Below are 13,149 nucleotides of genomic sequence, written 5' to 3'. Positions count from 1 at the left end.
CAGGATTTAAGAAATCAAAAAGAATATGTGAACCGGAGGACAGTTTTTCTGCTGGCAGGAAGCCTGATCTTTTCCGTGCTCTTTTTCGGAACAGCCTTTTTTCTGTGCAGGGACAGGGCGGCAGGCTGTTTTTGGGCGTTTATGGCGGTCTATGTTGTGACTGAGGCGGTTTTCTGCTTCTGGTATCTTAAGTTTTTAAGTGCGCCCTTGGATCACATGATCCTTACCGTAAAAAAGGCCTGCCAGGATGAGTACAAGGCTCAGAATCTCCGCACCCAGGCAGAGGTATTTGCCCTCCAAAGCCAGATCAATCCCCATTTTCTCTACAATACACTGGATACGATCCGAAGCTATGCCCTTCTGCGGGATGCAGACGATATCGCGGCCATGACAGAGTCCCTGTCCACCCTGTTCCGCTACAGCATATCCAGGCCTGGGAAGATGGCGACATTAAAGGAGGAGCTGGATAATGTGAAGAATTATCTTCTGATCCAGCAGTACCGCTTTCCCGACAAGGCAGAGTATATGGAGGAGATTGAAGACCAGGAGATCTTAAGCTACCGTATGCCCATACTGACGATCCAGCCGATTGTGGAAAATGCCATACACCATGGTCTGGAGATGAAGATGGGCAGGGGGTATGTGAAGGTAAAGGCTTTTCGGACAGAGAGCGCTATTGTATTGTTCATTACGGACAATGGCCTGGGGATGAGGGAGGAGACGTTAGAAAGGCTTCGCCGGAGGCTGGATCAGCAGGACGAGGAGGAATATTTTGGAGCGCCGGAAAAAAAGAAGAAGGGGTCAGGGATCGCCCTGCTCAATGTGGACAAACGCCTGAAATTCTATTATGGAAACCAATATGGCTTAAAGGTCAGAAGCACCCTGGATGTGGGCACTACGGTTGAGATCAACCTGCCTCTGGAAAAGAAGGAGCTGGAAAGGGGGACACGATGAGAAGAGAGGTCCTCAGAGCGGAAAATATCAGAAAGGTCATTAACGGCAGCCCTATACTGGAGGGCTTAAGCCTGTCTGTATATGAGAGGGAAATACTGGGTATGACAGGCTTAAGCGGCTCCGGAAAGTCTGTGATAGGAGAGATATTGTCCGGCATCCGCACCTGTGATTCGGGACAGATCTGGATGTCCGGTGAAAGGCTGGAGGCAAGCGGCATCAAGCAGGCGGCGGAAAAGGGAGTCTATCATATCAAGGCAGAGCCGGCGCTGTTTTCCTGCCTGTCGATGGAAGAAAATATCTGCCTGACGGAAAAGGACTTCCTCGGTTCTGCCTATTTTCCGCATAAGCGCCAGACCGCCACTGTCCGGGAGGCCCTGCGCTCCCTGGATATCCGGATGGATACCAGGGCATCGGTGAAAGATCTGACGCTGTGGGAAAGACACCAGGTGGAGATCCTGCGGGCCTACTATCTCCATGCGAAATTGATTATTATCGACAATATTACCAATGACTATACGGAGGAGGAGTTTCGAAAGCTGGGGGCGCTGCTGCTTAGGCTGAAGCATAAGGGGGTAAGCATCCTCCTAATTGAATCCATGCCTGAACGGGTGCTTTCCTTCACGGACCGGCTTGTCATCCTGCGGAACGGGCGGGATGAGGGGATCCTGTTCCGGGAGGAGTATGAGATCCAGAATATCCGAAAGATCATGATGGGCGATTACAGCGTGCCTGAGACCATTGAAAAGGCTATGCCGGACCGGGAAAAGGGGGTTCTGCTGTCTGCCAGGGGGATTTCAGGAAGGAAGCTGAAAAATCTGTCCTTTACCTTAAAAAAGGGGGAGGTCATTGGCTTTCTTGACGAGGAGAAGATCATCTGCACCGATGTGCTCCATCTGTTCATGGGAAAGGAGGAACCGATATCAGGCGCCATGCTTCTGGAGGGAAATGCAGTGAATGTAAAGGCAGGGCGCGGAGCCATGATCAGGGCCGGATTCGGCTATGTGGATGACTATAGGACCAGCATTTTTCCAAAGCTGTCCTTCCGTGATAACCTGACGATCACCAGCCTGGACCGCCTGACTTTTCGGACAGCCATCAATGCGAAGCTGGAGAGGATGGTGGTCTGCGACCTCCTAAGACGGTTAAATATTCCCCTTGAATATTTAAAAAAGCCTATTAAGGACGTAGGCAATAAGGAACAGCTCACCGCCGCCCTGTACAAGTGGATCTTAAACCGTTCCAAGGTGGTGGTACTGAACAATGTGCTTTCGGGAACAGATATGATCATGCGCAATATTGTTGTGCGGTTTTTAAACGAACTGAGGGAAAAGGAATTCGGAGCCATCCTGTTTTCGCCGAATACAAGGGAAATATACGAGCTGTGTGACCGCGTTTACATTATGAAGGAGGGGAGGCTGATAAGAGAACAAACTGGTAACTATTCAGCCATGCCATCTTCTTGTTTTCAAAAAGCATGAAAATAAGAAGCTTTGGCTGTCCGCCATATTTCCGTACAAATTGCCGCATGGCTGAATAGCTACAACAAACTGCATAAAATGAGGAGACCCCGGTTGACAAGCAACCGGGGCAATTATGAAAAATCTATGTGCAATTTTACTAGTAATCTGTTTTGAAATGCTTTTTTCTTATGAAAATAGTATAAAAAATAAATATGAACGAAATGTGAACTTGGTGTAAATAGATTATGAATCATTTTCGCTGCGAAAAATTGTATAGATTATTAGACTACCCCGTCAAAGATAAATATGGTATAATGTCGTGAGACATTATACCGTGCCGGTTCGGTTCCGACCACAGGGAGGAAAAATACGGACCGAACCGTGTACATCTCCCAGAGGGTACCATGGACAAAGGACATGGTATAATGTGAACACTCATAGCAAGAAACATGTATGAAAAAATAGGGGAGAAGAAATGGAGCAGGAGTTAAAACGGAAAACAACGGTCATCGGACACAGGAATCCGGATACGGATTCGATCTGTTCGGCAATTTGCTATGCTAATTTAAAACATGCGGTTACAGGGGATGAGTATGTACCGGCGAGGGCAGGACATGTGAACAGTGAGACCCAGTATGTGCTGGAGTTCTTTGGCGTGGAGGAGCCGAAGCTGGTAGAGGATGTAAGGACCCAGGTAAAGGATATTGAGATACGAAAGACAAAGGGAGTGGCAGACAACATTTCCTTAAAAAAGGCCTGGAACATCATGCAGGAGAACAATGTGGTGACGATCCCCGCTGTGCGGGAGGACGGCACTCTGGAGGGGCTGATCACCGTAGGCGATATCACGAAGACCTATATGAATATCTATGACAGCAGCATCCTCTCAAAGGCCAACACCCAGTACTCCAACATACTGGAGACATTGGAGGCTGACATCCTGGTAGGAGATGCAAATGCCTATTTTAACAAGGGAAAGGTTCTGATCGCGGCAGCCAATCCCGACCTTATGGAATTTTACATCGAGCCCCATGATCTGGTGATCCTGGGAAACCGCTACGAATCACAGCTGTGCGCCATTGAGATGGGGGCCGACTGCATTATCGTGTGTGAGGGCGCAGGTGTCTCCATGACGATCAAAAAGATCGCCCAGGACAGGGGCTGCACCGTGATCGCCACTACCTACGATACCTACACGGCTGCACGTCTTATCAACCAGAGCATGCCCATCAGCTATTTTATGACAAGGGAGCATCTGATCACCTTTGACAGCGAGGACTACATTGACGAGATTAGAGACGTGATGGCAAGCAAGCGTCACCGCGATTTCCCCATTCTTGACAAGGAGGGGAGATACTTAGGAATGATCTCCCGCAGAAATCTGTTGGGCGCAAGGGGCAAGCAGGTCATCTTAGTGGACCACAACGAGAAGAGCCAGGCGGTTTCCGGCATTGAAAATGCGGAGATCCTGGAGATCATTGACCACCACAGGCTGGGGACTGTCCAGACCATGGCGCCGGTATTCTTCCGCAACCAGCCTCTGGGCTGTACGGCTACCATTATTTTCCAGATGTATCAGGAAGCGGGAATCGAGCTTGAGAGGAAGATCGCAGGTCTTCTGTGCAGTGCGATCGTGTCTGACACACTGCTGTTCCGCTCGCCCACCTGTACTCCGGTGGACGAGATGGCAGCCAGGGCATTGGCGAAGATCGCAGGTCTGGATATTGAAAAATACGCCATGGATATGTTCAGTGCCGGAAGCAATCTGCGGGACAGAACAGACGAAGAGATCTTCTATCAGGATTTCAAGCGGTTTACGGTTGGAAAGGCCATGATCGGGGTGGGACAGATCACCTCCCTCAACGGGAAGGAGCTGAAGGCACTGAGAGGCCGCATGGTACAGTTCATGGAAAATGCAGGGGAGCGCAATGGCCTGGATATGGTATTTTTCATGCTGACGAACATCCTGACAGAATCCACAGACCTGATCTGTCATGGACAGGGAGCCATTCAGCTGGCAGCCAGGGCCTTCCATCAGGATATTGAGGAGGCAGCAGTTCGCACAGAGCCGGTGATCAGCCTGCCGGGAGTCGTTTCACGCAAGAAGCAGCTGATACCGGAGCTGATGCTGGCAGAGCAGGAGTAGGGCAGAACGTTCAATAGCGGAGATGGAAACGCGGCATGGAGAAGGCAAGGAGGCCATTTCCATGCCGCGGTGTGCTGTAAAGGTAAAGCCGCCTCAGTTGTTCTCACGGCAGGCACGGCGCAATATTCGGAAACTCAAGATAGAAAAAGAAAACATAGAAAAGAAGGGACTGCAGGCTGGCAGGCCCGCAGACAGGAGGAAGCATGGGAAAAGAATACTGGAAGCCGGGGAATATGCTCTATCCCGTACCCGCAGTGATGGTGAGCTGCGGCAGGGAGGGGGAAAAGCCCAATATCATAACAGTAGCCTGGGCCGGGACCGTGTGCTCTGATCCGGCTATGGTCTCGATCTCGGTGAGAAAGGAGCGCTATTCCCACCAGATCATAAAGGAAACAGGAGAGTTTGTCATCAACCTGGTAAATAAGCGGCTGGTGCGGGCTGCGGATTACTGCGGCGTAAAGTCCGGCCGGGAGGTGGATAAGTTTAAGGAGACAAGGCTGACGCCTCAGGTTTCCAGATATGTGAAGGCCCCAGGCATTGAGGAAAGCCCGGTGAATATCGAATGCCGTGTGACAGAGAGAAAGGAGCTGGGAAGCCACGACTTGTTTCTGGCCCAGGTAGTGGGAGTCACCATTGACAACCAGTACATGGATGATAAAGGGAAGTTCAACCTGAATGCATCCGGCCTTGTGAGCTACTCCCACGGCGAATATTTTGAGCTGGGGAAAAAGCTGGGGAGCTTTGGCTATTCCGTGAAAAAGAAACCGGGAAAGAAAAGAGGAAAATAACAGCAGAGGCTGGGAAAACGGAGGATAGAAAGAGATGAAACCGAATATTACAATGATAGGAATGCCCTCTTCAGGCAAAAGTACCATAGGAGTTCTGCTGGCTAAGAGGCTGGGCTTTTCCTTTGTGGATGTGGATATCGTGATCCAGGAGAAGGAGGGAAGGCTCTTAAAGGAGATCATTGCCGATGAGGGAATGGACGGCTTCCTTGCAGTGGAGAACCGCATCAACGCCGGGCTGGATGTAAGCCTCTCTGTGATCGCGCCCGGCGGCAGCGTCATTTACGGGGAAGAGGCCATGGAGCACTTAAAGGAGATCAGTGAGGTGGTCTATCTGAAGATGAGCTATGAGGAGATGGAGAAGCGCATCGGCAATGTGGTTGACCGGGGCGTTGCCTTAAAGCCCGGTTTCACCTTAAGGGATCTCTATAATGAGCGGGTGCCCTATTATGAAAAATATGCGGATATCACCATTGACGAGGCAGGCAAAACGCCGGGCCAGACGGTGGATGAATTAAGGGACATCATCGAGGGGATGATGGATAAGGATATGATCCAGAGCATTGTGGAGGAACAGAAGCTCAGGCTGGAGGAGAAGGATAAGAAGCTGGCTGCGTATGAGCGGGAGATCAAAGAGCTGCGGGCGCAGCTGGCAGCTGTGGGCGCTTCTATTCCCCATCCAGCAGCCGAAGAAACTCCTTGACCGTCCGCGTCATATACCGGCTGCGCTTATAGTAAAAGTTGACATCCCTGGTGGCTTCGCGGCTTCCGAGCTTAAAGAAGATCAGGTTTTCGTTTTCCGGCACGTGCTTTATCAGGATATCTCCTGTAAAGGAGATGCCCATGCCGTAACAGGATAGGTTGTAGGCAGTGACCTGCTGGTCCAGCTTCAGCTTGATTGCAGGAGAAAAGCGGCTTTCCTGGCAGATGTGGTCTGCGCGGGTCCTGGTGTCATTGCCGGATTTCAGAAATAAAAAGGGAGCGCCTTGTAAAAGCTTTAGAGGAATCGAGGGTACATCTGGCTGAAGATGGTGCCCTCTTTTTATGTCTCCCGCAGTGAGACCGTAGGTATCGCTTAAGCTTGCCTCCACCAGCTTCTTTGGCGCAGCCAGGATCAGGTGTTCCTCGCAGAAAAATTGTTTTTCAAAGATATCCGAATCCATGTAATGGTTGTCGATCATCAGATCCAGCTTGCCGGAAAAAAGCCGCTCTGTAAGCTCAGCCGTGCTGGCCTCTGTCAGGTTTACCAGGACAGAAGGGTATTTTTCTGTAAAACGTGAGAGCAGGGGCGGGAGGATGTAGGAGGCAAACAGGTTGGTCCCGCCGATGGAGATCGCCCCGCTTTTCAGTTCATTCACATCATTCACATAATTTCCAAAGCCATTTTCAATATCCATGATCATTTCAACAGAGCGTATATATTCCCGGCCCAGGTCCGTAAGCCCGATGGGCGTAGTGCTTCTGTCAAATATCGGAAACCCGATCCGGCTTTCCGCCTTTTTCACTGCAGCACTGAGGGATGGCTGGGAAATGTACAGGTTTTTAGCGGCTTTGGAAAAGCTCATCTCCTTGTAGACCTCATAAACATACGCCATTCCTTCAAACATGGATATCCCCCTGACATTATAGATTAATATCTATACTAAGTATAATATTATAAGTATTTGCTTCTATTGTAGCCGGATTTTATAATGAAATCAAGAGGAAAGCAGAGAAGCTGCACAAAAGAAAAGGGGGAAATCACCATGACAGAAAATAGAGAATACCGCATAGAGCACGATTCCATCGGCACAAAGGAAGTGCCTGCAGAGGCCTACTACGGCATCCAGACCTTAAGGGCCTACGAAAACTTCTACATAACAGGCCTGAAAATGCACCCGGAGCTCATTAACAGCGTTGCCCAGATCAAAAAGGCGGCAGCCATCACCAATTTTGAAGTGGGAGAGCTGGACAAGAAGCGCACAGATGCCATTGTAAAGGCCTGTGATGAGATCATAAGCGGTAAGCTCCACGACCAGTTTATTGTGGACCCGATCCAGGGCGGCGCGGGGACCTCCCTGAATATGAATGCCAATGAGGTCATTGCCAACAGGGCTATTGAGATCCTAGGGGGTAAAAAGGGAGATTATACCATTGTCAATCCAAATGACCACGTGAATTTCGGACAGTCTACCAACGATGTGTTCCCGTCCTGCGGCAAGATGGCGGCCCTTAAGCTGCTTTCCAATGCCCAGGCCCAGCTGATCCGCTTAGAGGAGGCTTTAGAGCAGAAATCTGTGGAGTTTGATTCTGTTATCAAGATGGGAAGGACCCAGCTCCAGGATGCGGTGCCCATCCGTCTGGGCCAGGAGTTCCGTGCCTACAGCACGGCTATCCGCAGGGATATCCGCCGCTTTGAAAATGCAAAGGATGAGATCAAATGCCTGAATCTGGGAGGAACCGCTATCGGAACGGGCTTGAATGCGGACGTCCAGTATTTAAAGCGGGTAGTAAAGAACATTTCCACCCTGTCGGGCCAGGATCTGGTCCAGTCCTATGACCTGATCGATGCCACCCAGAATCTGGACAGCTATGCTTCCGTGTCGGGGATCGTGAAGACCTGTGCCGTAAATCTGTCAAAGATGTCAAATGACCTGCGCCTCATGTCTTCCGGCCCCAGGACAGGCTTTGGGGAGATCAATCTTCCGGCAAGGCAGAACGGCTCCTCCATCATGCCCGGCAAGATCAACCCGGTCATCCCGGAGGTGGTGAACCAGGTGGCCTTCAACATTATCGGAAACGATATGACGATCACCATGGCCGCAGAGGCCGGCCAGCTGGAGTTAAATGCTTTTGAACCCATTATTTTCTACAACCTGTTCCAGTCCATTGAGACCCTGACCTCTGCTGTGAAGACCCTGGTGGACAACTGCATCACAGGCATCACTGCCAATGAAGAGCGGTGCAGGCAGATGGTGGATAACAGTATCGGCATCATAACAGCCATCTGTCCTTATGTGGGGTATGAGAAGGCAGCTGACATCGCAAAGGAAGCCCTTGCAACGAATAAGCCTGTAAAGCAGCTGATCCTGGAAAAGGGGCTTCTGGGAGAAGAGCAGTTAAATACCATATTAGACCCTTACACCATGACAGAGCCGGGTATACTGGGAAAAAATATACTGGCTGCCAGATAATATGGTAAAAATTTTGTAAATCGTATAAAAAACCTCCTTTCAGGGCCAGACTTATGGTAAAATGTATAAAACGCAACAGTGCAGAACAGCTCAAAAGGAGGTAAAGCATGAAACCAATCAAACTGAGGGACAATTTCTATTGGACAGGGATCATTGATGACAAGCTGCGTGTATTTGACATTATCATGTACACAGAATTCGGCACCACCTACAACTCCTATGTGATGAAAACAGGGGGGAAGACCATCCTGTTTGAGACGGCAAAGGCAAAATTTTTTGAGGAATATCTGGAGGGGCTTAAGGAGGTGATCGATGTCACGGACATTGATTATCTGATCGTCAGCCACACAGAGCCGGATCATGCGGGAAGCGTGGAGCGGCTGCTGGATTACAGCCCTCAGATGAAGATCGTAGCTACCGCCTGTGCCATCAGCTTTTTAAAGGAGATCGTCAACCGCGATTTTGTAAGCCTGGCAGTCAAGGACAATCAGGAGATGACCATTGGCAGCAGGACGCTCCATTTCATGGTGGTGCCCAACCTCCATTGGCCGGACACCATGTACACCTTTATCGCAGAGGAGCAGATCCTTGTGACCTGCGATTCCTTTGGCTCCCACTACTGCCTGCCTGAAGTGGTCTCCACAGCCATTGAGAAGGAGGAGGACTACCAGAAGGCCTTAAAATACTACTATGACTGCATTATCGGCCCCTTCAAGCCCTTTATGCTGAAGGCTCTTGACCGGGTGGAGGGCATGGACATCACTATGGTCTGTACAGGACACGGCCCTGTGCTGGTGGGAGAGCGCATCCGCCAGGTGATGGAGCAGTACAGGGAATGGTCCACCGTAGTGAATCCCAACCCGCGTAAGACCGTCATTATCCCCTATGTCAGCGCCTACGGCTACACAGGGATGATGGCCGAGAAGATCGCAGAGGGGATCCGTGACAGCGGCGAGATCGATGTCAGGCTTTACGATATGGTGACAGCAGATGCTGCAAAGGTGGGAGAGGAGCTGCTGTTTGCCGATGGCTTCCTTTTAGGAACTCCCACGATCGTAGGAGAAGCCTTAAAGCCGATCTGGGATCTGACGTTATCTATGTTCCCGGCCACCCACGGGGGGAAGTATGCAGGGGTATTTGGCAGCTATGGCTGGAGCGGCGAGGGCGTTCCCAACCTTACCCAGAGGTTAAAGCAGCTGAAAATGAAGGTTTCCGATGGCCTGCGCATCCGCTTTAAGCCAGGGGAGGCTGATCTGGTCAGCTCCTATGAGTACGGCTTCCAGTTCGGCTGCAAGGTGCTTCAGAAGGAAATGCCCACACCAAAGAAAAAGGGAGGACGCCAGCTTGTAAAATGCCTTGTGTGCGGCGAGATCTTCGATGCCTCCTTGGACATCTGCCCTGTCTGCGGGGTGGGACGTGAGAATTTTGTCCCGGTGGAAGTGGAGGAGAGCGGTTTTACCAACAACACAGAGGAATTTTATGTGATCCTGGGAAATGGCGCCGCAGGCTTCAATGCAGCGAAGGCCATCCGTGAACGCGACAAGACGGGCACCGTGGTGATGATCTCCAACGAGCCCTACAGCTCCTACAACCGCCCTATGCTGACAAAGGCGCTGGTGGCAGGACTGGAGGCAGACCAGATCGCCATTGCGGAGCCGGGCTGGTATGAGGAAAACCAGGTATATCAGATGCTGGATAAGCAGATCACATCCATCGATGTAAAGGACAAGTCCGTGTGCTTAGATGACGGAAGCAGGATCCATTTTACAAGGCTGATCTATGCACTGGGAAGCGAGTGCTTTATCCCGCCTATTCCAGGGGCAAAGCTTCCTGAGGTGGTGGCGATCCGCCGCCTGGAGGATACAAAGAAGGCAGAGCGCCTGATGAGCGGGGCAAAGCATGCGGTGGTGATCGGAGGAGGCGTCCTGGGGCTGGAAGCAGCCTGGGAGCTTAAGAAGGCCGGGTTTTCCGTGACTGTGCTGGAGGCAGCGCCCATGCTTATGGGAAGGCAGCTGGATGCAGGAGCAGGGGAGATCTTAAAAGATATTGCAGCCCGCCAGGGGATCACCATCTGCACAGGTGCGGCGGTTTCAGCCATCCGGGGAGAAGAGAGAGACGGTCAGGCTCATGTATCGGCTGTCTGCCTGGCAGATGGAACCAGTTTTGAGGCGGAGCTGGTAGTTATCTCTGCCGGAGTGCGGCCGAATACGAAGCTGGCAGAGGACATCGGACTTGAGACAGGCCGGGGGATCAAGGTCAATGAGGCCATGGAGACCAGTCTTCCTTCTATCTATGCCTGCGGAGACTGTGCGGAATACCAGGGAGCGAACTACGGCATCTGGCCCCAGGCAGTGGAGCAGGGAAAGATAGCAGGGGCCAGCGCTGCTGGAGAGCGCCTGGAATATCATCCCGTTTCCCCGGCTCTGACCTTCCATGGCATGAACACTGCCCTCTTTGCAGCAGGAGACAATGGAAAGAACCAGAACCTCCTGTACAAGACAGTGGAGTTCAGGGACATGGGAAAAGGCCAGTACCGCAAATATTTCTTCCTCAACAACCGCCTCTGCGGTGTGATCCTGCTGGGAGATTTATCAGAGATGGCAGCTATGACAAAGGCTCTGGAGGACCATGCCTCCTATCAGCAGGTTATTGGCGGGTAAGTGGAAGGTATAAAACAGTTGTGGATTGACAGGAAAAATAATGAGTGATAAAATAAACCCACTATACAAATAGGTTTTACGAAGGGTAAGGATGGAGAGTAGAAGGTAAAATGAAGGTATATAATTCAATCACAGAATTGGTGGGAAGGACGCCGCTGCTTAAACTGCAGAATTACAGTGAGGCAAAAGGCCTGTCCGCTGCCATACTGGCAAAGCTTGAATATCTGAATCCTGCCGGAAGCGCCAAGGACAGGATCGGGAAGGCTATGATCGAGGATGCGGAGGAAAAGGGGCTGCTAAAGCCGGGGGCTGTGATCATCGAGCCCACCAGCGGCAACACAGGCATTGGACTGGCAGCGGTGGCCGCAGCGCGAGGCTACCGTCTGATCCTCACCATGCCGGACACCATGAGCGTGGAGCGGCGCAACCTGCTAAAGGCTTATGGCGCTCAGGTAGTTCTCACAAAGGGTTCCGAGGGCATGAAGGGAGCGATCGGCAAGGCAGAGGAGCTGGCGGCTGAGATACCGGGAAGCTTTATTCCCGGACAATTTACCAACCCGGCTAACCCGGAGGCCCACCGCAGGACCACGGGGCCGGAGATCTGGGAGGACACAGAGGGACAGGTGGACATCTTTGTAGCCGGAGTGGGCACCGGAGGTACCATCACAGGTGTGGGAGAATACCTGAAGGAGAAAAATCCCGCAGTAAAAGTGGTGGCAGTGGAGCCAGCCAGCTCGCCTGTTCTCACAAAGGGAGTAGCCGGCCCTCATGGCATCCAGGGGATCGGAGCTAATTTTGTGCCGGATACGCTGAATACCGGGATTTATGATGAGATCATCCCGGTGGAGGATCGGGATGCCTATGCTGCCGGACGCATGATCGCAAAAAAAGAAGGAATACTGGTGGGGATATCCTCAGGAGCAGCCCTTCATGCCGCCACCCTCCTGGCAGAGCGGCCGGAGAATAAGGGCAAGACCATTGTGGTGCTGTTTCCTGACACAGGGGACCGCTATCTGTCCACACCGCTGTTCACAGAGGAATAGCAGATGACTCTGACCCAGTTAAAATATGCCATTGCTGTATCTGATACCAATTCCATGAATGAGGCTGCCAGGGCGCTTTTTATTACCCAGCCCAGCCTATCCGCCTCCATCAGGGAGCTGGAGACGGAGATCGGAGTAGAGGTTTTCCGGCGCACCAACCGGGGCATCACCGTTACGCCGGAGGGAGAAGAATTTCTGGGCTATGCCAGGCAGGTGGTGGAGCAGTACCAGCTGATCGAATCAAGGTATATAGAAAAAAAGAACATCAAAAAGAAATTCAGCGTGTCTATGCAGCATTATTCCTTTGCTGTCAATGCCTTTGTGAAAATGGTGCAGCAGTTTGGCATGGATGAATATGAATTTGCGGTCCACGAGACAAAAACATATGAGGTGATCGAAGACGTAAAGAATTTCCGGAGCGAGATCGGTATTCTGTACCTGAACCATTTCAACAGCCGGGTTCTGACAAAGCTGTTTAAGGAGTATGGCCTGGAATTCCATGATCTGCTGGAATGCGGGATATACGTATATATGTGGAAAGGCAATCCACTGGCTGCAAAGGAGTCGATCACCTTAGAGGAGCTGGCAGAATACCCCTGCCTTTCCTTTGAGCAGGGAAGCTTTAATTCCTTTTACTTTGCCGAGGAGGTCTTAAGTACCTATGAGTACAAACGCCTCATAAAGGCCAATGACAGGGCCACCATGCTGAATCTTATGGTGGGCCTCAATGGCTACACCCTGTGTTCCGGCATTATCTGTGAGGAACTCAACGGCTCTGACTACTGTGCCGTTCCCTTAAAATCCGATGAGGTTATGACCATCGGCTACCTCTGCCGGAAGGGCACGGCTATCAGTCCTCTGGGACAGAAATATCTGGAAGAGATCAGGAAATACAGCGGCTAACGGTCAATACATTGGTGTGTACCGG

General features: G+C 51.3%; 10 protein-coding genes. 9 read left to right on the top strand and 1 reads right to left on the bottom strand.

Annotated features, from left to right (window positions below; translation table 11 throughout):
• Window positions 1–27 precede the first annotated feature (27 nt).
• The 5 genes from LIZ87_RS01515 (at window position 28) to LIZ87_RS01495 (ending at window position 6,048) form a co-directional block, all read left to right on the top strand.
• Window positions 28–954 carry a sensor histidine kinase gene (locus LIZ87_RS01515; RefSeq protein ID WP_227144962.1) on the top strand — a complete coding sequence of 309 codons (927 nt, stop codon included), beginning with the start codon at window positions 28–30 and terminating at the stop codon, window positions 952–954.
• Window positions 951–2,432 carry an ATP-binding cassette domain-containing protein gene (locus tag LIZ87_RS01510; RefSeq protein WP_178317316.1) on the top strand — a complete coding sequence of 494 codons (1,482 nt, stop codon included), beginning with the start codon at window positions 951–953 and terminating at the stop codon, window positions 2,430–2,432. Before LIZ87_RS01515 ends, LIZ87_RS01510 begins: the two co-directional genes overlap by 4 nt.
• 457 nt (window positions 2,433–2,889) lie before the next feature.
• Entirely contained in the window at window positions 2,890–4,560 is a 1,671-nt protein-coding gene (locus LIZ87_RS01505) for a putative manganese-dependent inorganic diphosphatase (RefSeq protein WP_178317315.1), read from the top strand.
• 203 nt (window positions 4,561–4,763) lie between these two features.
• A complete protein-coding gene (locus LIZ87_RS01500; protein WP_178317314.1) occupies window positions 4,764–5,348 on the top strand; it encodes a flavin reductase family protein in 585 nt (194 codons plus the stop codon).
• A gap of 34 nt (window positions 5,349–5,382) precedes the next feature.
• Complete coding sequence (locus LIZ87_RS01495; protein WP_227144959.1) at window positions 5,383–6,048, top strand: shikimate kinase; 666 nt, start codon at window positions 5,383–5,385, stop codon at window positions 6,046–6,048.
• Here LIZ87_RS01495 and LIZ87_RS01490 read toward each other — a convergent pair.
• Entirely contained in the window at window positions 6,014–6,952 is a 939-nt protein-coding gene (locus LIZ87_RS01490; RefSeq protein WP_227144957.1) for a LysR family transcriptional regulator, read from the bottom strand. The two genes, LIZ87_RS01495 and LIZ87_RS01490, sit on opposite strands and share 35 nt — an antisense overlap.
• A 138-nt stretch (window positions 6,953–7,090) precedes the next feature.
• Between LIZ87_RS01490 and aspA the strand changes: the two genes are divergently transcribed.
• The 4 genes from aspA to LIZ87_RS01470 all read left to right on the top strand — a co-directional run bounded on the left by aspA (window position 7,091) and on the right by LIZ87_RS01470 (window position 13,124).
• Entirely contained in the window at window positions 7,091–8,518 is a 1,428-nt protein-coding gene (aspA, locus tag LIZ87_RS01485; protein ID WP_178317312.1) for an aspartate ammonia-lyase, read from the top strand.
• 107 nt (window positions 8,519–8,625) lie between these two features.
• Window positions 8,626–11,178 (top strand): FAD-dependent oxidoreductase, encoded by a 2,553-nt coding sequence (locus tag LIZ87_RS01480; protein WP_227144955.1) that lies wholly within the window; start codon window positions 8,626–8,628, stop codon window positions 11,176–11,178.
• 110 nt (window positions 11,179–11,288) lie between these two features.
• Window positions 11,289–12,221 (top strand): cysteine synthase A, encoded by a 933-nt coding sequence (gene cysK, locus LIZ87_RS01475; RefSeq protein ID WP_178315882.1) that lies wholly within the window; start codon window positions 11,289–11,291, stop codon window positions 12,219–12,221.
• Window positions 12,222–12,224: 3 nt separating this feature from the next.
• Window positions 12,225–13,124 (top strand): LysR family transcriptional regulator, encoded by a 900-nt coding sequence (locus tag LIZ87_RS01470; RefSeq protein WP_178315883.1) that lies wholly within the window; start codon window positions 12,225–12,227, stop codon window positions 13,122–13,124.
• Window positions 13,125–13,149 lie beyond the last annotated feature (25 nt).

The organism is Lacrimispora sp. 210928-DFI.3.58 (assembly GCF_020554865.1).
Lineage (GTDB): Bacteria > Bacillota > Clostridia > Lachnospirales > Lachnospiraceae > Enterocloster.
Note: the sequence above shows the minus strand (reverse complement) of the source record. Positions and strands in the feature narration are given on the sequence as shown.